Raw genomic sequence first — 23623 nt, forward strand, 5'->3', positions numbered from 1 at the left:
TTTAACACGCACTCTCAAACAAATAGTTTTTAATATTAAGATCTAAAATAACATTAAAGGTTTCATTCCAAGTATAGTTACTTACATAATCAAATGCACTTTCAACAACTAAATTATATTCGGCATCATCACTCAATATTTTTTCCATATAGGAAACTGTATTTTCACAGTTTTCGTTAACAAAAGCATGCCCACTGGCTATTTCAACTAAAGCTTGTTGTGCACTAATTATGACAGCTGTTTTTGAAGCGAAAGCCTCAAATACAGGTAACCCGAATCCTTCATAGTCAGATAAAAAAACTAGAAATTTGGCATTTTTCAGATATAATTCAACTTCTTCATCTGAAACTCTCCCCAAAAAATCAATGAATGAATACTCTTTCATTTTAAGATCTTCAATTGCATGGCTTGAGCCAATAACTTTTAACCTAAGACGAGCTTCTGGATTAGATTTATTATAAGATTTTATTAACTCTATACTACCATTTAAGTTTTTATGCTCCTGATGTCCAAAAGAAAGAGCATACGCCTTCTCTGTTAAAGGTTGTTCATTACAGGTGGTTGCAGGGGGGACTTGAACACCATTATATACAACAATACTTTTTCTCTGAATCTTAGGTAAAACTGTGTTTTCTAATACATTTTGAGTAAATTGCGAGATACAAATTAGCTTATCAGCAACAAGAGCGGTATAGTTATATAGTAGATACTTATAAATTTTCTTAGCTAGCGGTACCTTTAATTCAACAAAATTTAAGTCATGTATTACACTAACCATCTTTACCTTTGGAAAATGATAAAAAGGGAACAATGTATTAGGGCTCAGATAGCATTTGACTTCGCATTTATACTTTTTATAGATTTTTTTAATGGATTTTCTCTCGCTTAAAATAGTAGAAAATAGCCCACCTTCGACATCTACAACTTCAACCCTGAGGTTACTTATATCAAAATCAATTCCCTCTAAGTTAGCACTGGATATTGCCAATATTACTTTCCCTGACCAAAAGCTAGAATTTGCAATATATTTTATTAAATTATAAGTGTAAACAAAATTCCCTCCTGGAATAACCCTTATAAAATTAATCAGCAACATACACATCCTCCTTTAAAAGATAACCTACAAATATACTTAACCAGAAAATAGAAAAATAAGAGATATCATCTTGTAAGCTACCTATACAAATCCACATGAATGATATATAAAAAAACACATTCTTTGTGCATACCTTATACAGGAATTTAAATAAAATCATTATTATCAGTAAACCAAATATACCTAACTGTTGCGTCATTGCAAAAAACCAGTTATGAACAACAGGTTCAACCCCAGCATCAACGTTTGAAGTAGAGTACATGTGTGAGTATTCCAAAAATGAGTTGAATCCTGTACCAACCCAAAAATTATCCATCCAAATTTGAAATCCAATTATTACACTAGAGGCTCTGCCAGAGGCTGATATATCATCAAAATAGTAGCCAATCAAAAAAACCCAAGAGTGAAGCACTAATATACTTATCATTAAGTATATATACAAAAAAGACTTAGGAGAACTATTTATTAAGCTAAAAATCCTAGGGTAAAACCAGTAATAAGTGAAAACAACTGTATAAACAAACCAGACTGATCTAGAAAATGTAAAGAAGCTATAGAACCCCAACAAAATCAACAGAAAGAAACAATAAAATCTACTATTAATATTTTTTAGATGAAATATTATTAAGCTTCCAACCAAAAAAACAAAAGGTGAAGAATAGCTAGCCTCTCCCCAAACACCACGAATACGATATGACTCATTCCAGCCGTTAGTTACACCAACAATAGCTTGAGAGAAAGAAGGATTATTTGCAAAAATATGGTGATATACAGGCAGGCCTATCCTTATTGCAAAGGCTTCATAAATCCCAAAAAGAATTGTCAAAATACACAACATTGTAATAAAATTTAAAAATTTTTCCTTTTTAGAGTTAGGAAGTCTCCATGACAATGTAAACATCGCAATTGCGTAGAAAACCAAAGAAGCCCTAGATATTAATTGTAGAAAATTGGTCGATAAACTTCCCACAACCAAGACCGATTGAATGAAGAAAACTGATAAAAATAAAAGGAGGCACACCCATAAATATCCGATAAAACGCGGCATTTTTAGGAAAGCTGAGGCAGAAATAATTGTAGACATAAAAACCACAGCTATATAAGCAGGAACACCTCGCTCGCCGAAGTTTATTATACTAAGGTTAAACAGAAAGCCTGTCAAAATAAAAAAACATACAAGCGTATAATTTATTTCTTTTCTATCAAACACTTTACTGCACTTTTAATATATATATAGGGAAGTAATAATTTATAATATATATAAACTTTACCATATAGCATTTTACTTTCTTTTAGAGCTTCAATTCTTTCTTTAGTACTCAACACTTGATAATATCTAGAAACTCCACCTATATCTACTATAGATATAGGTCTTTCCAGCTCTTTAAAACTTCTTTTTTTTATATACATTTTAAGAAAAAAATCATAATCAGCTGCAATTTTCATTTTTTCATTATAAGGGTTCAATTCTAGTAAACTTTTTTTTATAAAAACACTCTGATGAGAAAAAATCATACCTCTCCAAATATTGTCAATGCATAAGGGTCTAACCAAATTACTCTCTTTAGCTCCCCCCTCGTAAACACTCCCATATATAATATCCTCACGAAATTTATCAATATCATCAAGAGCATTACTATCAGCAAAAGTATCTCCTGCGTTCATAAAAATTAGATAGTCACCATCTGCAGAATAGACTCCTTTATTCATTGCATTATAAATACCTGAATCAGCTTCTATAATTTTTTTATCAATCACTTTATTATTAATTATAAAATCCTGGCTTCCATCTTTAGATAGACCATCAACAACTATTAGCTCTTTATCGGCATAGCTCAACGATTTCACACTATGAACAGTTTTCTTCAAGCCTTCCAAGTCATTGTAACAAACTGTAATTATTGAAACTTTCATTAATAAAATGCCATCCCACGAGGTAGTTCATATGATACGGTTGACCTTTCACCTATTTTTTTTGCTGGTATTCCTGCGACAATGCTCCAATCCTCAACATCATTAGTAACAACTGCACCTGAAGCAATAACAGCTCCTTTTCCCACTCTTACTCCAGGTAAAATTATAGCTTTGCTACAAATCCAGGCATAGTCAGATATGGTAACTCTTTCTCCGACTGTAGAAAAACACGGTGAATTAATATCATGGTGTTGGGTCCAAATATATACACCCGAACTTATATTTACATTTTCACCAATTTCAAGTCCCTCTCTTCCATCGATAATACAATAGTTACCAATTATAGCTTTTCTTCCAATTGTTATATTTTTTGGAGAACGCACTTCAGTAAACATGTGTATAGTTGCACTGCGGTCAACTTTCATTTGAGATATTTTTGCATAGCAAATGTAACGCAAAGTACGTGATGGAATGAATGAGTAAGCTCTCACTAAAGCTTGGTAAAGCGCCCCTAAATACATTTTAAACATAGCTATTACCTGATTGATAAGCCTGATATCTATCACTAATAGTCTTTATTTCATTTTTTGTCAGGACACTTTCCCAGTCACCGTTCTGACCTTTTGTTTCTGAGATATGGTTATAATGAATTAAGTTCTCGTTATATAATTGATGCCTTTTAAAACCGACCTTATGCAATAAAATTATAACTTTATTGAACATCCCTTTATTAACTTTTTTCATATCACTTTCAACACTTTCTATTTTATTCCCCTCAAATACCACCTTTTTTTCTTCTGAGGACAGAGTAACATCTACAAAGTTAGCTATTTGTTCAATACCTAAAGGTATATTGGAGTAAAGGTTCTCATACTTTTGAGTTAATGTAGGTGTGTCAATATTTTTAAAGGCATTGTATTGTTTTATTGCATTATCTAATGTACTCAATAGTTCTTTTTCGTCTAAACTTAGTTTTTTTCTCAGAGAAGCTGCAACATCTCTAATATCTCTATAGATATATAGCCTTTTTATCTCTAAATCGATACCGCTACTATCTTTACAAGGTGCAGCATACAAGGTATGAGCTTTAATAATTACAACTGCACCATCATCTACTGTATCTATAAACTCTTGAAAAGATCTTTCATCATCTATAAAACCAGCATCAATGTAGTTTTTCTCATTTTTTAAAATACTTTTTAGTAAGTTAAACTGTAAAGTACTTCCAGATCTGACCATGCCATTACAAAGGAAAACTTTTTTCATATTTTTTTGCACTCCCATTCAGGATAGTATTCGCGAATATATTTATTTAACGCAATTTCAGCATCGGTATATGTACGGGCTGTGGGCTGTGGGCTGAGGGCTTCGAGCATCGTATTTGTGATCATACCCGCACCCACTGTTACATTAGTTAAGCGGTCAATGATGATGAATGACCCTGTTCCTACTACTTGTTCATATTGGTCAATAACCACAGGTGCTGATGTTTCGATTGTGCAATTAGCAATTTCGTTTAATTGTAATTCGCTAGCATCAAGTTGCTCTAGGGTATTTACATCAATACGGTGGTTAATATTGCTGATTTTACCAAAGGTGTTTTTAGTACCAATCTTAAGCTCATACTCTTTGCCTGGTTGCAATGCGGCATCGGCCATCCACACAATCGTTGCTGCAAAGTTTGAGCTGGTTGTGGGTAGCAACTTTTGATCTGCGCTTGATTTAACAGCCAATGTTTTTGCAATAACGTCACCACGCGAAATATCTATTTCATCTTTTAAAGTAAGTGTAATAGCTTGACCTGAAAAAGCAGTTGGTAAATCGCCATCAGCTGTAACAATACGCTCTACCGATGATGTTTTACCCGATGGGAATGCGGTAATTTGGTCGCCAACATTAATAATACCACTGGCAATGGTGCCACAAAAACCACGGAAGTCTAAATTAGGGCGGTTAACATACTGTACAGGTAGGCGGAAGGTATCTAGGTTTTTATCATCGCTAATGGTTACTGTATCAAGCAACTGCATTAATGTAGCACCTGGGTACCAATCAAGGTTATTGCCTTTATCTACCACGTTATCGCCTTTAAGTGCCGAGATTGGTACAAAGCGCACATCTGGTATGTCTAATTGCTCAGCAAAGGCTTTGTAATCTGCTTTGATTTGGCGGTAAACATCTTGGCTATAATCAACTAAATCCATTTTATTAATGGCGACTATTACATGTTTTAGGCCAAGTAGTGATGCTATATAGCTGTGGCGTTTAGTTTGTGTTTGTACACCTTTACGGGCATCAATCATCACAATAGCTAGGTCGCAGTTAGATGCACCGGTTGCCATGTTACGCGTGTATTGTTCGTGTCCTGGGCAGTCAGCAATAATAAACTTACGCTTTTCGGTTGCAAAATAGCGGTATGCTACATCAATGGTGATGCCTTGCTCACGCTCTGACTGTAGGCCATCTACGAGTAATGCTAAATCGAACTCTTCGTCTGTGGTGTTAAATTTTTTTGAGTCGCTTTTGATTGCCGCCATGTGATCTTCAAAAATTAATTTTGAGTCATGTAATAAACGGCCAATTAATGTTGATTTTCCGTCATCAACATTACCACAGGTTAAAAAGCGCAGTAGATCTTTGTTTTCATGTTGTTTTAAGTAACCTTCGATATCTGTTTCAAGAAGGTTTGGTTTGGTTTGGTCGGTCATTTTAAGTCCTTACTTAAGCTACGAGCTACGGGCTACCAGCTATGAGCTATGAGCTATGAGCTATGAGCTACGAGCTATGAGCTATGAGCTATGAGCTATGAGCTATGAGCTATGAGCTATGAGCTATGAGCTATGAGCTATGAGCTATGAGCTATGAGCTATGAGCTATGAGCTATGAGCTATGAGCTATGAGCTATGAGCTATGAGCTATGAGCTATGAGCTATGAGCTATGAGCTATGAGCTATGAGCTATGAGCTATGAGCTATGAGCTATGAGCTATGAGCTATGAGCTATGAGCTATGAGCTATGAGCTATGAGCTATGAGCTATGAGCTATGAGCTATGAGCTATGAGCTATGAGCTATGAGCTATGAGCTATGAGCTATGAGCAATTCTTGATTGTTCTAATTAAGCCACCTAGCATTTTTCCAATTAATTCGCACTCATCAATAATTGGTAAGCTATCTTCTTTTGAAATATAAGCTACTTCAGTTGCAATCATTAACTGTGTTTTTAATTCACCTAAAGACCCCTTTGCTATAATCAGGAAGCGAACCTTTTCCTTTTCAGACTCTCTTTCAAAACCTTCCGCGATATTACTAGGAACAGAAACGCCTGCTCTACACATTTGATCTTTCAGGCCAGAATCTTTTAGCAGCTCAAATTTTTTATAAATTTCTATGCTTAGGCGAAAGCTACGCTGCCATACCTCTAAATTTTCGTATTTCATCACTATCCCTGTAAATCAATTTTGCTACTCACTTAAAGTTCCTAACTATATACTTAAGCTCGCAGCTCATAGCTTGAGGCACGAAGCACTACTATGCGCTCTAGAAATACCCTTCCATTTTCTTTTTCTCCATTGAGCCTGATGAATCGTGGTCGATTACACGGCCTTGGCGCTCTGAGGTTTTGGTGAGTAACATTTCTTGGATAATTTCAGGCAGCGTTGTGGCGTTAGACTCAACGGCACCAGTTAGAGGGTAACAACCAAGGGTTCTAAAGCGGACCATTTTTTTCATTGGCACTTCCCCCTCATTCAGTGGCATACGCTCATCATCAACCATAATCAAAGTACCATCACGTTCAACCACTGGACGCTCTGCCGCTAGGTAAAGTGTTACAATGTCGATGTTTTCTAGGTAAATGTATTGCCAAATATCAAGCTCGGTCCAGTTGCTCAGCGGGAAAACACGAATACTTTCGCCTTTATTTACTTTGCCGTTAAAGGTATTCCATAATTCTGGACGTTGATTTTTAGGATCCCAGCGGTGGTTTTTATCGCGGAATGAGTAAACACGCTCTTTAGCACGTGACTTTTCTTCGTCACGGCGTGCTCCACCAAAAGCAGCGTCAAATTGATATTTATCTAGCGCTTGCTTTAAGCCTTGCGTTTTCATGATATCCGTATGCTTAGCACTGCCGTGAGTAAATGGTCCAACACCGGCATCTACACCTTCTTGGTTAATATGTACTAGCAAATCAAAACCCAACTTTTTAGCCATTTTATCGCGAAACTCTATCATTTCTTTAAACTTCCATGTTGTATCAACATGCATTAAAGGGAATGGCGGTTTAGCAGGGTAAAACGCTTTCATTGTTAAGTGCAGCATTACTGCCGAGTCTTTACCGACAGAGTAAAGCATTACTGGATTATCGAATTCTGCAGCCACTTCGCGAATAATATGAATTGACTCGGCTTCTAGTTGCTTTAGGTGAGTCATACGGGCTTGGGAGATTTCCATTGTTACTCCATTTATAAGTTTTAAGCTGTAAGCTGCAAGTTCCGGGCTTCGAGCTTCGGGCTTCGGGCTTCGAGCTTCGAGCCTGCAGCCTATAATAATTTATTTATCGCTCTTATATTCGTAGTTGTAGTAGCCGTAATATCCATAAGCATTCATTGACTTACGAACAACACCATTAAACACAACGCCTTTAACATCAATACCATTTTGTTCAAAACGATTACGCGTTATCTCTAGTTCTTTTGCATGATTTTGACCAAACCTCGTCACCAACAACGTAGTACCGGCATGTGCGCTAACTATTGCAGGGTCTGTTACTGCTAAAATAGGCGGTGTATCAATAATCACCAAATCGTATATGCTACTCACTTCTTCTACTAGTTTGGTAAAATTTTGGTGCATTAAAAGCTCGGACGGATTTGGTGGTATCTGGCCACGAGTCATCACATCAAGACCTACAAGTTGCGTATTCTTGATAGTTTCACTCAGGTTTAAACGTCCAGATAGGTAATCACTCAAACCATTATCCCATTTCATACCAAACTGGGTTTGTAGATAGCCCTTACGCATATCACCGTCGATCACCAGCACTTTTTTGCCGCTTTGAGCAAGCACTGTCGCTAAGTTTACTGTGATAAATGACTTTCCAACACCAGGGCTTGGACCAGAGATAGCGATTACATTGTTTTTAGCTTCTAGCATCGCAAAGTGAAGACTCGTACGTAGGCTACGTAATGCTTCAACAGAGAGATCCGCAGGGTTATCGATGGCTAAAATTGATTTTGCTTTTGCAGTCTTCCCTTGTCGAGCCTTGGCAAAACCAGTTAGCTTAACTTGGTACTCAGAGAAAGGTACGCTCGCATAAACAGGCAAGCCTAATGCTTCTATTTCAGCAGGGTCCTCTATCCCTTTGTGCATCGCTTTTTGGACCAAAACAATGGCAACAGCAAGCATACCACCTAGTAAAGTTGCAACAACCACTATTAGAGCTTTTTTCGGCTTCACAGGTTCTGTTGTATTTACCTCTGCATAGTCAACAATACGAACATTACCTACCGTACCGGCTCGAACAATATCCAGCTCTTGAGTTTTGCCTAGTAGCAGAGTGTAGATTTCATTATTTACTTCAACATCACGCTTTAAGCGTAGCAACTCTCGCTGAGTCTCAGGTAGCCCTTGCACCTCTCCAGTTAATTCATTTCTTTGTTGCTTGACCGTATCGATTTGCTCAACAACCCCACGGTAAGAGGGGTGTTCACGTTTAAATTTACGGCCAAGCTCTAAGCGCTTTAATTCTAGCTCTTGTAGTTTTGTTTCTAGCGCTACAATTTGCTCTAAAACACCTTGCGTTTCTAGGCTAATATCAATGGATTCTTGACGAATTTGGTAATCGTTAAAAGCCTTTTCAGCACGCTCTAAGCTACGCTTAACCTCAGGTAATTGTACTTCTAAAAACTCTAGTGATTGTTGCGCTTCTGCACTGTTACGCTCAACATTACGGCGCACGTAAATACTTGCCACTTTGTCTAGCACTTTTTCTGCATATTCAGGGCTTTTATCTTGCAGCGCGAGGTTAATGATCCCTGAATCTTTGCCCTTTTCAGATGCAGAAATTTCTTTCTGCAGATCCAGTATCGTTTGCAGGCGATTACGCTTTACGATACTAAACTCAGTTTCAGGTCGTGCAACCAAAGTTTTGATAACTAGCTCAAATTCTCCTGACTTTACTTCTTGTCCCACTTTACCAGAAAGCACCTCTTCCCCATCTTCATCGTAGAGCGAGAAGCCTTCTTGAGATTGTGCTTTAAGAGTAAACTCCAATTCCTCGGCACTTTTAGGGACTCGGAATCGGTGAATTTCGACTTTTTCTCCACCCCAAGCGTAAGACTCAGCCCCTAAACTTGGTTCAGCAACTTCACCTTCACTTAGCGCTACAAAGTTACGAAAAGCTCGGTTACCAAATAAAGGGAATAGTTTAGGCTCTATGACGACATCTAATTGTAGTGTGTCAACCGCTTCACCTACTACGCTTCTTGATTTAAGTAGCTCAATCTCAGTCACTGCTTCGGATGTGCTCTCAAACATGCTTGCCATGTCATCAAAACCAGGGACGGAACCTCCCTTTTCTTCGACTTGTACCATAGCTGTAGCTTGGTAAATTGGCGTACTAAATATTGCGTATGCAACACCTAAGAGCATAAACAAAGCGGTAACGCTCGTTATAAACCACTTGGCATCAAGTAGCGCACCAAATAATGCGATTAGATCTATTTCTTGTTCGTCGTCTTTTTGTGTTTTTTGCGGAGAAATTAGATTTGGCTGAGCATTCATATACTCTTAATTCCTTATAAATACTGTTGCCAAGCGCTGCAGGCGCTATCGATAAGCTCATACACGTGTTCAAACGCTTCTTTAGATTGGCGGTAAGGATCGGGGATTTCTTTATCGCCAACCCATTTACCGAGTAAAAAGGTTTTACCGCGAGCTTGAGGGTAACGGCTGCATAAGTCGTCAAGATGCCTATGCTCCATTACTAAAATGAGACTGTTTTGCGCAACAAGCGTACCACTGAGCTGGCGCCCTTGATGCTCACTCATGTCGATACCTTGCGCCTTAGTAAGTTCTTGTGCCATTGAATCAGCAGATTTACCTTCTAACGCGGTCAAGCCCGCCGACGACACCTTAATATTCTTACCCGCCAATTTGCTTTTTAATACATATTCTGCGGTTGGACTGCGGCAAATATTGCCAGCGCAAACCATTAATACACTATCAAACATGAGCAATCACACTATTGATTTTCAATATCTTGAATTGCATCCACAGTTGATAGCGAAGGCAATATTAAGCTGATAACTTTGTTCCAGCGAGCAAGTGGTGCGCTGGTAACGTACACAATATCTTGAGGCTGCAGTTCAAACTGCTCTGCAAGTACCAATGAGGCAACATTTTTTGCGTGTAGTTGATATACATCTGCAAGCACGCCGTCTTTTTGTAGGTCGCGTTTACGCAGTACAAAAACACCATTAGCATCAGCTGTGCGCTCATTAAAGCCACCTACATCAGTAAGTGCTTCGGCTAAACTCAAGCCATAGCGGTTTACGTCTACTTTACCTGCTTTAATTACGTCGCCTAACACATACACGTTACGTTTGTCATTGCGGCTGATATGAATAATATCGCCATGTTGCAACAAACGGTTTTGTGAAATATCACCTTCAGCATAGAAATCATCGAGTTGAATAACCTCTGTTTTCTCACCGCGAGTAAATGTTACGGTTTCCCAATCAGCACTTTCAGTCAGGCCGCCAGCTTGGTTGATCGCATCAATTAGCGTGACTGGCGTTTCCGTGATTGGGTATACACCCGGTTTTGTTACTTCGCCGGTTACGTATGTTTTTTGACTTCTAAAACCAACCACTTTGACATCGATTTGGGGTTCTTCAATAACTCGACTTAGCCTTTTGACTAGCTCATCACGCAACTCATTAATGGTTCTCCCAGCTGCTGGAACTTTCGGCGCATAAGCGAAGTTAACAGTTCCATCAGATTGAACGCGAAAACCATCGAACTCAGCTGTTCTTTGTACCGCAGCCGGGATCGTAAGTTCAGGGTGATCCCAAACGCCAATTGTAATGACATCCCCAACGCCTAAACGATATTCGTAGTTTGAGATATCGATACCAGCAAGTGACGAACGGTCAATTTTTTTGGCTTGTTTGATTTTGTGTTCTTGAACTAACTGAGAGTCGATGATGTGAATATTTACTTTTTCTAAGTCGCGTTCTAGATTTGCGGTTTGTTCGCCAGAGCCGATTCCTTCAAAATGGCCACCAGGAACAAGTGTACAGCCGCTCATTGTCATCAGAACGGCTGCAGCAATGATAGTTTTACAGCGTAGCGCCATTGTTTCTTCCCAAAAGTGTTGTAATCTTTTCTTTTCATTACTTTTATTGCCCTTTATTAAATAGTAGAGGGACAATAAAAATTTCGTGGGCTAATTAAAGCATGCACGATTGTTAATCGCAAGTGAGTACTAGGTTTTGCGCAAGATCTCACTCTATATTCTATGTTTTTACCTAGAGATGTGGTTAAAAACCTTTATCAAGTTTGAATTCATTTTTTAGATTGTTGTTTTTGTTATTTCTTAATTTGCAATTTAATCTTTGGTCCTTGGTGGTGGCATAAAGCTGCTACGTCTGAGTTTGAACCATTTTGTCGCGACATAAAGTCGCTGCTACGGCACTTAAGCACGCTTCCGCTCTTAGGTTGTAGCTCCTAAATGCTGGTTTTAGGTTTACGTGAAAGATCGCGAGGTGAACTCGCTCCTACCACATTGACCCAAGATGTTTATGTCTTTGCGGCGTAAAGCCGCACCTGAACCATTCTGTCGCGACATAAAGTCGCTGCTACGGCACTCAGGCACGCTACCGCCCTTAGGTTGCAGCTCCTAAATGCTGGTTTCGGTTTACGTGAAAGATCGCGAAGTGAACTCGCTCCTACCACGTTGACCTAAGGTGTTTATCTCTTTGCGGTGTAAAGCCGTGCCTGAACCATTCTGTCGCGACATAAAGTCGCTGCTACGGCATTCAGGCACGCTTCCGCCCTTAGGTTGCAGCTCCTAAATGCTGTTTTAGTTTTAGTAAAAGATCGCGAGATGAACTCGCTCCTACCACATTGGCCCAAGGTGTTTATATCTTCGCGGCGTAAAGCCGCACTAGAACCATTCTGTCGCGACATAAAGTCGCTGCTACGGCATTCAGACACGCTTCCACCCTTAGGTTGTAGCTCCTAAATGCTGGTTTTAGTTTTGGTAAAAGATCGCGAGATGAACTCGCTCCTACCACATTGGCCCAAGGTGTTTATATCTTCGCGGCGTAAAGCCGCTGCTACGGCATTCAGGCACGCTTCCGCCCTTAGGTTGCAGCTCCTAAATGCTGTTTTAGTTTTAGTGAAAGATCGCGAGGTAAACTCGCTCCTACCACGTTGACCCAGGGTGATTATGTCCTCGCAGCGTAAAGCCGCGCCTGAACAATTCTGTCGCGACATAAAGTCGCTGCTACGAAATAAGTCTGAGCTTTTAAATTACAGCTACAGAATTGCAAACGTTCCTCTATGAAAGTGTAATCTTCTAACAACGTGAAGATATTTACAGCCAAACCAGAGTACACCCTTTTTATAACAATTAAATAAGAATAAAGGATGAAGTTTTCATTGTACCTTTTTTATTGTACAGTTATCAACAACGATTTGTGCGTAATGGTTAAGCAGTTTAATTAATAAAATGCTACGAAGCTCTCCATCAGGTTGTTGATATATGGCGTGAATATCTTTGTAACAGCCGTCTGTTAACTGAACCAAATCGCCTTCTTGAAGATCGAGCTCGTCCGCGATTTCATTTTTATTCATTAGTTGAGCGACGAGTTCATCTGGTACCATTTGCAGATCGGTACCATAACGAATAAAGTCAGAAACACCGCGAGTGTTTTTTACAGCAGAAAAGTGTGAAGAATGTGGATCTAGCTTAACAAATAAATATCGTGGAAACAGCGGTTGCTCCACAGCTCTTGAGCCAGAGGTTTTTCTTTTTACGAAAGTAGGGAAGCAAGACTCTATGCCTTGATTTTGAAGATTTGACTGTGCTCTGTGTTCTTGTTTTGGTTTACAGTAGAGCAAATACCAGCATTCCATGCGTTGCGTTCCCTAAAAAATAAGCCTAACGAATTAGGCCTACTATTATACGTATATTCTCAATTAGGTCTAGCCTAGTCACTGCCAAAAAGGTCTCTTGTGTAGACTTTTTCGGTAACGTCTTGTAACTCTTCGACCATACGATTAGAGATGATTACATCACAGCTACGTTTGAATACATCTAGGTTATTTTCTACTCTCGAATTAAAGAAAGTTGCCTCTTTCAGTACTGGCTCATAAACCACTACCTCGACTCCCTTCGCTTTTATTCTTTTCATCACACCTTGAATAGAAGAAGCTCTAAAGTTGTCTGATCCCGCTTTCATAATTAATCGGTAGATCCCCACCACCTTAGGTTTTTTTTGCAAAATTGACTCAGCAATAAAGTCTTTTCTTGTTGTGTTTGCATCAACAATTGCTTGGATTATATTATTAGGTACGTCTTTATAGTTGGCTAAAAGCTGCTTCGTGTCTTTTGGTAAACAATAGCCACCGTAGCCAAATGAGGGATTGTTATAATGGCTACCGATTCGGGGGTCTAAACACACCCCCTCAATTATCTGCTTAGCGTTTAAACCATGAGATTCAGCATAGCTGTCTAACTCATTAAAGTAGGCTACACGCATCGCCAAATAAGTATTCGAGAACAACTTGATCGCTTCGGCTTCTGTTGACCCACTAAAAAGCACATCTATATCCGCTTTTAATGCCCCCTGTTGAAAAAGGTTAGCTATAACTTGTGCATATTCTGATTTAGCACCAATTATGATCCGTGATGGATATAAATTATCGTGGAGCGCTTTACCTTCTCTTAAGAATTCAGGAGAAAATATAATGCTCTCATAGCTAAACTGCTCCCTAGCTTTACGAGTGAAACCCACAGGAACTGTAGACTTTATTACGATCTTCGCCTGAGAATTGATAGACAGCAATTCACCGATTACATTTTCTACACTACTTGTATTAAAAAAGTTTGTCTTAGGATCATAATCAGTTGGTGTAGCAATTATAACAAGTTCAGCGTTACCAAAAGCACTCTTTGCACATGTTGTGGCTACTAATTCGAGCTTTTTCAAAAGCAGATACTCTGAAATCTCAGGGTCATGGAAAGGCGAAATCTTATCATTCACCAAGCGCACCTTGGACTCGTTTATATCTAGCAATGTAACTTGATTATGCTGCGCGAGAAGAATTGCGTTGGAAAGCCCAACATAACCTGCACCAACAACTGTTATCTTCATAGTTTTAGCCTCTTTTCAACTCTCAGCTTACTATAAGTAAAGAAGATGACAGTTAAGTGGACGCATTTAGCTCTCTAGCTGACTTAGCACTTGAAGAACCATAATATTTCAACCGCTCAGGATATAACGCTGTCATAACGATAATCAGTCCAACAATCGCATATACACTATTCATCGAGCTGACTGATGCTCCATTTAAAAATAAAATACTAATACAGACAAGTCTTGCTCGTGGTGAAACATCGCTCAATTTGAGTAGCTGATTCACTGCCAAAAAGATAAATAACAATCCTAAAAAGCCATGGTCAAATATCGCTCTAGTTAGGTAAGTGTGCAATATAACCGAGTAACACACTCCTGGCTTGCCTGCACTAAATAGTGATTGGTAATACTGAAGCCTTGTGCACACACTTTCGGGCATTGCTGTAAGTGTTTGCGAACCAATCAAATATTCCTGCCATCCCCAACCTGAAATCGCTTTCAAAAAGCCTTGGAAAAAAACCACCCTATCGATTGCTTCAATATCACCGCCCGACAAACGACTAATAAAGGTTGCAGCAACACCAGCTGCGATTATAGCAACAATAAGCAACTTAATGATGGTCTTCCAACCAAAGTCTTTAATATAGAAAATGGTGAACATTGCAAGAAAGCAGATCACACCAGAACGAGAACCGGAAAGAAAAGTAACCACACCTAATGCAATCCAGTCGAATAATGACAAAGAGCGATTAAAGCCCCATATTGCACACCCTAATAGCAGTACAAACATGATTTCATAGTTATTTTCGGTAAAAATACCTGGCCGACCTTCTTGCCCAAGGCCAATCCATATAACGTATTTGATGAAAAATAGTACCAAAAGAATATGCCAAAAACGTCGCAGTAGCTTTTCTTCGAATAACACTTTAGAGGAAAAAAATGACAATAAAGCGAGATAAAAAAAAGTTTTATAGGCAATAAAGTAATCAACAGGATGGATACCGCGAACCTTAGCTAAGGCTAACGTAATAATTAAATAAAGCAGGCTACAACTGAACACAAGCCATGCGCTTGGGCACATGCGCTTTGCAACAAACAAAAAAGTACATAAAACCAGCAATTCGAAAATAGCATTAGTTGGCAGCACATGGTATTGACCAATAATACCAATACTCATGATTGCTAATGTTAGAAAGAAAAACAGAAACTGCTTTCTAACCATGCTTATCTCCGATGCTTTAAAGCCATATAGCTACGAGCGATCCAGCTCTTTGGCATTATTAGTAAGAAAAAAGCAGCTACGCGATACCTATCCCATTGCAATAAAGGATGGGTTAGCAGAAGCTTTAATGCTTTCATGCGATTACCAATGAGTAAATTACTTTTTACACTGCTCATCACGGTAAGATGTTGTAGGTATTTTACACTTCCAATAAGCTCAGTAGGCACAATACCATCATCCAGCAAACGCTGAAATTCAAAAATATGTGGAGATGGCTGTTCAAAATCCGACGGCGACTGCCCAACACTAGAAGCCGTTAAATCATACATCACAGACACTGACTTATCGTAAGCAATTGGCCACTGACAAGCAACGCTACCCCATACGGCCTGATCTTCACCTAGGCTTAATCCTTCTTTAAACCCACCGACTTTTAGCAAGCTATCTTTTGCAATGCAAACAGATGATGAGGTTATTGGTAAATCAGCATTACAACACGCTAAAAAATAATCTTTCAGCAACCCTCTATTTTCTAGCAAATGTTGGTTTTTGGCTGCTCGCTTTCCTTCCACTGTATTGAACTCATAGCCAGTACAAAAAATACGTGCATCAGGAAAGGTTTGATAAAGAGATTGAATATTAGACAAAAAGTCATCATGCCAAACATCATCAGCATCCAAGAATGCGACAAACTCAGCGTTAGCAGCACGAACACCAACATTTCTTGCAGCAGAAACGCCTTTGTTAGCCTGCTGTAATAATCTCACCTTACTACTGTTTATTTTTTCAACTACACTCGCTCCAGCATCAGTGGAGCCATCGTCTACGACGATGATCTCACTCGCTGGATGTTTTTGAGATAGTACAGAATGAACAGCTCGTTCAATATATTCAGCTTTATTAAAAAGCGGAATAACTACAGAAATATTCATTCTTTTAAGCACTCACAAGCAAAATTATTCGACACTGTCGGCGCATAAATATCCATGCATAGGCAGACTCAGTACTGACTTAGCCAGTTTTTCAGCAATCGGAAAGTCACCTCTCTTATGACCTAAATGCTCAAAAGCACTTTGCTGGTGCATACAGGTGCCATAGTAAATCATGGTCGGAATACCTTGTTCTTTATATGATTGCATTACCTGTTCACGATTATCTACTTGGATAGTATATTGCGCCCATGAACTTAAATATCCCTCAGGCACAAAAGGCGTAACAAACTGCGACTGTAGATCTTTGGTATAATTTTTGGCAGCGCGGTTACGATTTTCCAACTCGGTCGGAAAAGCAGCAAGCTTCTCCAATAAAATAGCGGCTTGAATTGTATCTAATCGGCTATTCATGCCGATGCGAACATTATCGTATTTGTCTTTACCTTTACCATGAACTCGTAATGATTGTAATAATGCAGCATATTCATCGTTATCGGTAAATAGCGCCCCACCATCACCATAGCATCCTAATGGCTTAGCAGGGAAAAAGCTGGTTGTAGCTATATCGGCAAAAGAGCCTGCACGTTTGCCATCAATCTCACCACCAAACCCTTGCGCTGCATCTTCAATAATCTTTAGTTGATATTTATCCGCAATCTCTCTAATCGCTGGATAATCAGCAGGTAAGCCAAATAAATCCACAGCCATAATCACTTTTGGTGTCAATTCACCAGCGTCTATTACCTGCTTAATTCGGTTTTCAAGATCGATTGGACAAATATTGAATGTTTTTTTATCAGAATCGACAAATACGGGAGTCGCTCCCGCAAAAGCGATAGTCTCAGCAGAAGCGAAAAATGTAAAGGTTGGACAAAAGACGGCGTCCCCTGCTTTCACATCTAATGCCATCAGAGCTAAAGACAGCGCGTCAGTACCGTTAGCACAAGTGATAGTATGCTTTACACCTACATAATCAGACAATGCGGCTTCAAGCTCTTGTACTTCTGGCCCCATAATGTACTGACCATGTTCTAATACCGCTGCGATCCGTGTATCTATTTTTGTTTTTAAATGCTGATACTGTGCAGCTAAGTCGATAAATTGCATTACATCATTCCGTTAAAATTGATGACTAAGTTGGTTTCCGTTTAGTACATACTGCTCGCCAGTATGCGGACAAACACAACGACCTTCACCTTCAAGGGGCAAGTCTAGTTGCTCACCATATTTACTGATCCAACCGATTTGCTTCGCTGGTACTCCGACCATAAGCGCAAAAGGAGGAACGTCTTTATTAACTACAGCGCCGGCACCAATCAACGCATACGAGCCGATAGTAACGCCACACACGATTGTGCAATTTGCACCAAGCGTTGCGCCTTGCTGGACTCGAGTATCTCGGTATTCAGTTTTGCGCTCTATAAACGACCTCGGATTATAGACGTTAGTGAATACCATGCTCGGACCACAAAATACATCGTCTTCCAGAAAAACGTTGTCATACACTGACACGTTGTTCTGGATTTTAACGTTATTACCAATCTCTACTTTATTACCGACAAAAACATTTTGCCCGAGCGAACAGCCGGCTCCAATTTTGGCTCCGCCACAAACATGTGCAAAATGCCAAACCCGAGAGCCTTCACCTATCTGAGCGCCGTCATCCACAATCGCGCTTTCATGCTTCTGGTAGGCCATTAGAGCTTGCCTTGTAAAAACGGATGAACATCCGCTTGTGATTCAATATGTACTTTACCTTGGCGGATTGCATTTACGGTTTCTATACAGTGACGTGCGTCTTCTAAGCCATAGCCTCTGCCAGCTAAAATTTCTTGATAAGAAACAGTATGAAGATCGGTAAAGCCGCCCGAAAACTCTAACTCTTCACCATCACAAGTGATTGAGCGATAAGTCGGTTGCTTACCTTTAACGACTTCTGGTAAATCTTCAGCATCAATAGACAAAAACCATTTTACTCTGGCATTTTCATACTCTAAGTAACCAGCCGCTTTGTCATTGTTCATAAAATGCAATTCGTTGCGCTGTAAGTCACCAAAAATAAAGTGCAGCATGTCAAAAAAGTGAACACCGATATTCGTCGCCACGCCAAAAGATTTTCTAGGATCGCCTTTCCAGCTTTGCATGTACCACTTACCACGAGAAGTAATGTATGTTAACTCCACTTCATGCTTGTCGGTATTTGACGAACTTGCGACTTTATCTTTCAGATCTAAGATAGCTTGGTGATGTCTTAGCTGTAATATGTTGAATACTCTCTTGCCGGTTTCTTGCTCAACCTGAATTAGGTCATCAAGTTCAGCGAGCGTTGGTACTAAAGGCTTTTCGCATATCACATCACAGCCCAAACGCAGACCAGCGGTAATGTGCGAGTGGTGTAGATAGTTAGGTGAGCAAACAGAAACATAGTCAAGCTTAGTCGCTTCATCGCGCTTCAATCGATGTGCATGGTCATAGAAGCACTCAAACTCTGTGAAAAACTCACTTTGCGGTGAAATACTATCGATGATACCCACAGAATCATTGATGTCATAGGCAACCGACAGCAGATTACCAGTTTCTTTAATGGCTTTCATATGACGAGGTGCGATATAACCCGCCGCACCAATTAATGCGAAATTCTTCATCTTTTCCATTGCTCTGTTATAGCCTTATGTCTGCATCTTGTGGGTTTAATACATGTTTAACATCGTATAAAACATGATCTTCTTTACCGAATGCTCTGATCTTTTCCACGCCCCACTCTTTAAACTCAGAGTGATCGACCGCGAGGATAATACCATCGTATTGACCGTGCTGTATCTGATTGACAAGTTGTATACCGTATTCTTTGTCTACTTCTTCTGCACTCGCCCATCCATCGTAGACATCAACTGACATATTGAAATCTTGAAGTTCGCGCACTACGTCAATGATTTTAGTGTTTCTCACGTCAGGACAGTCGCCCTTGAAGGTAAACCCAAGTACGAGTACTTTTGCTTCATCTATATGAATTTTACGGCTTGAAAGCTTCTTAACCAGCTGTGTCGCGACGTATTCGCCCATACCATCATTGATGCGACGTCCGGCAAGTATGACCTCTGGACGATAACCAACCTCTTCTGCTTTAAAAGTCAGATAATAAGGGTCGACACTGATACAGTGACCGCCGACCAGTCCAGGCTTAAATTTCAAAAAGTTCCATTTTGTGCCTGCTGCATTTAGTACTTCTTCCGTATCAATATTCAAGCGATTGAATATTTTTGCAAACTCGTTAATCACAGCAATGTTTAAGTCACGCTGGGTGTTCTCTATCACTTTCGCAGCTTCTGCAACCTTAATTGAAGATGCTTTATGCGTACCCACGGTGATAATTGAGCGGTACATCTCGTCGATAAAGTCGGCGACCTCAGGTGTCGAACCTGAAGTGATCTTAGTAATCTTTGTTAAAGTATTAACTTTGTCACCTGGATTGATCCGCTCTGGTGAATATCCAGCAAAGAAGTCTTGATTAAACTTGAGGCCTGAGGTTTTCTCAATGATAGGAATACAGATTTCTTCTGTTGCGCCTGGATATACTGTACTTTCGAAAATGACGATGTCGTTACTGCTGATATGACGAGCCACCAATTCCGACGCTTTACGAAGTGGATTAAGATCCGGCGCATGTGTATCATCAATCGGCGTAGGCACAGTCACGATAAAGATGTTACATGAGGTTAAGTCATTTTCGTCACAGGAGTAAGAAAGCTTAGCCGCTTCAGTTAGCTGTGTCTTATTCACTTCTAACGTTGCATCAAACCCGTCACGTAATTGCTCAATTCGACGTTTATTGATGTCAAACCCAACAACGTCAAAATATTTACCAAATTCAGCTGCTAACGGCAGACCTACATAACCAAGGCCAATAATGCCTATTTTTTTTGTTGGTGAAGGAGAAAACATACTTTTCCTATTTCTCGCGAGGGTTGGCTTCTTCGATTGACTGAGTGCGTTTATTTTTCATTTGTGTGCGCAGATAGCTAACAACAAACTTAGGGTATTCTCTTACAAGTCTTTGACGAACATGCTTATGCAATACCGCTCTTTGCAACCAACGTAATCCAAGTTTTTTTACTAAAGGGTGATAATAGTCAGCTTTAATTGCTGACTGCTCAATAAATCCGCCACAAGTGAACAGTAACGCAGGAGTATCTAAAGCATTTTTTAATTCAACAATAAATTCATCTTGCTTTGGAGTCCCCATGCCACAAACAATAATTTCTGGCTGCTGCTGATTAAGATCAGCGATGACTTGTGACTTAAGTGCCGCATCATTTACATAACCATGATGCTTATAAACGACATTGAGGTCCGGAAACATGCTGACGTAATTTTTGACGGCGACATCAACTAGAGTCGGTTTTGCGCCAATAAAGGCGATGCGTTTTCCTGTTTGATTGGCAAAGCGTAAAACATCGACTGCTATCGAAGAAAAGTCGAAGCTTAATCGCTGAATTTTATTTTGGTTAAAAGTGTTATGTAATTTTGTATGCAACGAACCATCTGAAAAAATAACGTCCAGTCCCGATAATAGACGAGCACTTTTACTCAATAGTGAGTATGAAAATGGATTTACAAAAGTCACAGCGATGCTACGCGACAGCCCTTTTGTACTCTCATCTAGTAATTTATCAAAGACTGTTTTAGAGGACAGTTTGTTATCTAACACTTTTGAATGAATCAAATTACGCCTACACTATCTGTTAATTTAACTTATCTAAAATACGCTTGAGCTTACTCTCCATGCTCAGGTTTTCTTCCGCATACTTTCTTAACTCACTTGGTGACATTAGTGTTTTAGTCGGTAACTCACAAATCAGCGTCGTGATGTCATTCGTGCTATCACTATTACTCACCATCAAGCGAATATCAGAATTCGCGGGGAAGTCTGGATCATTGGCAGCACCAATAACACTTAACCCTCTTGCCACATACTCTCTGGCTTTCAACACTGAAGCTTCATCAAGCCCAATGCGATACAAGCCAAGACTCGCAATGCCTATATGTGCATTGTTAAACTGTGCATCTAACCTAGCGCCCGATAAAAATCCCGTAAACTCAACTTGCGAGTCAATTTTTAATGATTTTGCCAGTTTCTTCAAAGGTTCAAACGCTTCCCCTTCGCCTACAATAGTCAAACTGACTTTCGGCGCATCAGGTTTATTTGCTAACTCTGCGATTGCTTTCAACAATCTATCATACCCATGCCAATCTGCGAGTTGCGCTACCGCAATTAAATTCAAGGTATCATCGGCTTGCCAAGATGACAGTGCGACTGGCAAATCTTCAGGTATATTAATACCGTTACCAATTTTAAGTGTTTTATGCTTAACGCCGAATAAATACCATGCAGATTCTTGCGCATATTGCACTATTAGATTTGCAGGCATTAGTACCCAACTGGCAGAAAGTAATGAGATACTCTGTTTAAACATTCTTACAAGCGTTCTTGGCTCTGATGTTTTAAGCTCTACCAGCACCGACTTTCGTGGCGTTGGCACATCCACTACTATTTTTGTTCCTCTTAGTCGCGCGAGCAAAAAAGGAAAAAACAAAAATGGAAACAATAAACTAGAAAAACGAACAAACAATACTTCTGTGTTGGTGCTCAACAGGGCCTTGATAAACCCCCACGCTCCCGACATCGTTGGCGCAAGCAACGTAGACTTGGCATTCAAGCCCAACTTTTGCGCAGAAGCAACTGTACTTTCTATTTTCTTCGCGACACCTGGCGTCTTCTCGGCATCTACAAAAGCGATATATTCAAACTGATGTTTCATTAGGCGCTTTCAAACTCCAGAAGAGCTGCCAATATCGCCTTCGCGGCTTCACCGTTACCATATAAGCTCTCAGCTTGAGCAAAGTTCGTTGCTTTTGCAGCGTCAACCGCATTTAAAATAGCCTGTTTATCAGCGCCAACTAGTTGATTCACGCCTGTATTGACAAGTTCAACCCACTCAGTTTGATCTCGCATTGTAATACATGGCTTTGAGAAAAAATACGCTTCTTTTTGCAGGCCACCACTATCCGTTAGTACTATCTCGCAATGCTCTAATAGCCATACCATTTCGAAATAACTCACCGGTGGTATTACGTCAAACTTAATCTCAAGACCCAAGCATTCAGCTAATTTTTGTGTTCTAGGGTGAATAGGGCAAATAACAGGTTGAGTTTCCGATAACTCATTTAGTGCTGTAATGATGCTTTTGAGACGATTTTCATCATCGGTGTTTTCTGCTCGGTGGATAGTACACAGATAGAAACTGTCATATTCTGGGATAGCTGGTCGCTTTGCACTTTGTGTATAGAAACTAGCAGCATCAAGCATCACATCACCGACATTGCGTACCTGACAGCTTTTATCTTTAAAACCTTCTCGTACTAAGTTTTGCACAGCAGTATCTGTAGGACAGAATAGAATTTTGCTGATTTGGTCAGTTAGGATGCGATTAATCTCTTCAGGCATCCTCATATTAAAACTACGTAGCCCAGCTTCAACGTGAGCAACTGGAATATGCAGCTTTGCTGCAGCTAATGCACCAGCTAGTGTCGAATTGGTATCACCATAAACCAAAACCCAGTCAGGCTTTTCTTCTAATAGTACCTTCTCAATCTCTTCCAACTGACGGCCGGTCATTTGTCCATGGGTGCCACCACCAATTCCGAGGCTGTAATCTGGCTTGGGAATTTGCATCTCTTCAAAAAAGATATCGCTCATATTGGCGTCGTAATGTTGCCCCGTATGAACTATCACTTCTTGCACTGCTTTTTGGCTGGTTTGATTGTGCTCTCTGACTGCGCGACTAAATGTAGCGGCTTTGACAAATTGCGGCCTTGCCCCAATTACTGTTACAACTTTCATAAATATGTAGCCAAATTAGTTGAGAATATTCCTCGTAGGAGACCTATTTCATAAGGCCTTCTACTTTTCCTACAAAACCGCGCTTTACACAGCCCGTGAACCGACGGATTTTACCTTATTACCAAGCAATGATACAACCGGTAGGCTGTTAATTGCCTACAAAAGTCACAATCTGCTTATAAAGTTGAGCG

At 39.8% G+C, this 23623-nt stretch carries 22 protein-coding genes; all 22 read right to left on the reverse strand.

Annotation, left to right across the window (positions count from 1 at the left end):
* Position 1 precedes the first annotated feature (1 nt).
* A complete protein-coding gene (locus tag A587_RS0107660; protein ID WP_017217106.1) occupies positions 2–1096 on the reverse strand; it encodes a glycosyltransferase in 1095 nt (364 codons plus the stop codon).
* The gene (locus A587_RS0107665; RefSeq protein ID WP_017217107.1) at positions 1083–2306 is read right to left on the reverse strand and encodes an O-antigen ligase family protein; all 1224 of its coding nucleotides are present in this window, start codon (positions 2304–2306) and stop codon (positions 1083–1085) included. The genes A587_RS0107660 and A587_RS0107665 overlap by 14 nt, the downstream gene beginning before the upstream one ends.
* Complete coding sequence (locus A587_RS23875) at positions 2285–3010, reverse strand: glycosyltransferase family 2 protein (protein ID WP_017217108.1); 726 nt, start codon at positions 3008–3010, stop codon at positions 2285–2287. The genes A587_RS0107665 and A587_RS23875 overlap by 22 nt, the downstream gene beginning before the upstream one ends.
* Complete coding sequence (locus tag A587_RS0107675; RefSeq protein ID WP_017217109.1) at positions 3010–3540, reverse strand: acyltransferase; 531 nt, start codon at positions 3538–3540, stop codon at positions 3010–3012. The genes A587_RS23875 and A587_RS0107675 overlap by 1 nt, the downstream gene beginning before the upstream one ends.
* Positions 3533–4276, reverse strand: a complete 744-nt coding sequence (locus A587_RS0107680) for a hypothetical protein (protein ID WP_017217110.1) — start codon at positions 4274–4276, stop codon at positions 3533–3535. The genes A587_RS0107675 and A587_RS0107680 overlap by 8 nt, the downstream gene beginning before the upstream one ends.
* A complete protein-coding gene (gene cysN / locus A587_RS0107685; RefSeq protein WP_017217111.1) occupies positions 4273–5718 on the reverse strand; it encodes a sulfate adenylyltransferase subunit CysN in 1446 nt (481 codons plus the stop codon). Before cysN ends, A587_RS0107680 begins: the two co-directional genes overlap by 4 nt.
* Positions 5719–6100: 382 nt before the next feature.
* Complete coding sequence (locus A587_RS0107690) at positions 6101–6448, reverse strand: four helix bundle protein (protein ID WP_017217112.1); 348 nt, start codon at positions 6446–6448, stop codon at positions 6101–6103.
* Between the two features lie 100 nt (positions 6449–6548).
* On the reverse strand, positions 6549–7463 hold the full coding sequence (gene cysD, locus A587_RS0107695) for a sulfate adenylyltransferase subunit CysD (protein WP_017217113.1): 915 nt from the start codon (positions 7461–7463) through the stop codon (positions 6549–6551).
* Positions 7464–7562: 99 nt separating this feature from the next.
* Positions 7563–9794, reverse strand: a complete 2232-nt coding sequence (locus A587_RS0107700; protein WP_017217114.1) for a polysaccharide biosynthesis tyrosine autokinase — start codon at positions 9792–9794, stop codon at positions 7563–7565.
* A 14-nt stretch (positions 9795–9808) separates the two neighbouring features.
* Positions 9809–10243 (reverse strand): low molecular weight protein-tyrosine-phosphatase, encoded by a 435-nt coding sequence (locus tag A587_RS0107705; protein WP_017217115.1) that lies wholly within the window; start codon positions 10241–10243, stop codon positions 9809–9811.
* Positions 10244–10254: 11 nt separating this feature from the next.
* A complete protein-coding gene (locus tag A587_RS0107710) occupies positions 10255–11370 on the reverse strand; it encodes a polysaccharide export protein (RefSeq protein WP_017217116.1) in 1116 nt (371 codons plus the stop codon).
* Positions 11371–12674: 1304 nt separating this feature from the next.
* Positions 12675–13154, reverse strand: a complete 480-nt coding sequence (gene rfaH, locus A587_RS0107715) for a transcription/translation regulatory transformer protein RfaH (RefSeq protein WP_017217117.1) — start codon at positions 13152–13154, stop codon at positions 12675–12677.
* A gap of 74 nt (positions 13155–13228) precedes the next feature.
* A complete protein-coding gene (locus tag A587_RS0107720; protein WP_017217118.1) occupies positions 13229–14395 on the reverse strand; it encodes a nucleotide sugar dehydrogenase in 1167 nt (388 codons plus the stop codon).
* Between the two features lie 52 nt (positions 14396–14447).
* On the reverse strand, positions 14448–15599 hold the full coding sequence (locus A587_RS0107725; protein WP_017217119.1) for a hypothetical protein: 1152 nt from the start codon (positions 15597–15599) through the stop codon (positions 14448–14450).
* 2 nt (positions 15600–15601) lie between these two features.
* Entirely contained in the window at positions 15602–16531 is a 930-nt protein-coding gene (locus A587_RS23880) for a glycosyltransferase family 2 protein (protein WP_017217120.1), read from the reverse strand.
* 24 nt (positions 16532–16555) lie between these two features.
* Positions 16556–17638, reverse strand: a complete 1083-nt coding sequence (locus tag A587_RS0107735; protein WP_017217121.1) for a DegT/DnrJ/EryC1/StrS family aminotransferase — start codon at positions 17636–17638, stop codon at positions 16556–16558.
* Positions 17639–17650: 12 nt separating this feature from the next.
* The gene (locus A587_RS0107740; protein ID WP_017217122.1) at positions 17651–18229 is read right to left on the reverse strand and encodes an acyltransferase; all 579 of its coding nucleotides are present in this window, start codon (positions 18227–18229) and stop codon (positions 17651–17653) included.
* Complete coding sequence (locus A587_RS0107745; protein ID WP_017217123.1) at positions 18229–19176, reverse strand: Gfo/Idh/MocA family oxidoreductase; 948 nt, start codon at positions 19174–19176, stop codon at positions 18229–18231. The genes A587_RS0107740 and A587_RS0107745 overlap by 1 nt, the downstream gene beginning before the upstream one ends.
* 16 nt (positions 19177–19192) lie before the next feature.
* Positions 19193–20473 carry a Vi polysaccharide biosynthesis UDP-N-acetylglucosamine C-6 dehydrogenase TviB gene (gene tviB / locus A587_RS0107750; RefSeq protein ID WP_017217124.1) on the reverse strand — a complete coding sequence of 427 codons (1281 nt, stop codon included), beginning with the start codon at positions 20471–20473 and terminating at the stop codon, positions 19193–19195.
* 7 nt (positions 20474–20480) lie between these two features.
* The gene (locus A587_RS23885) at positions 20481–21254 is read right to left on the reverse strand and encodes a WecB/TagA/CpsF family glycosyltransferase (protein ID WP_017217125.1); all 774 of its coding nucleotides are present in this window, start codon (positions 21252–21254) and stop codon (positions 20481–20483) included.
* A 19-nt stretch (positions 21255–21273) separates the two neighbouring features.
* Complete coding sequence (locus A587_RS0107760; RefSeq protein WP_017217126.1) at positions 21274–22350, reverse strand: glycosyltransferase; 1077 nt, start codon at positions 22348–22350, stop codon at positions 21274–21276.
* A complete protein-coding gene (wecB, locus tag A587_RS0107765) occupies positions 22350–23432 on the reverse strand; it encodes a non-hydrolyzing UDP-N-acetylglucosamine 2-epimerase (protein ID WP_017217127.1) in 1083 nt (360 codons plus the stop codon). The genes A587_RS0107760 and wecB overlap by 1 nt, the downstream gene beginning before the upstream one ends.
* Positions 23433–23623: the final 191 nt, after the last annotated feature.

The organism is Pseudoalteromonas sp. NJ631 (assembly GCF_000276645.1).
GTDB lineage: Bacteria > Pseudomonadota > Gammaproteobacteria > Enterobacterales > Alteromonadaceae > Pseudoalteromonas > Pseudoalteromonas piscicida.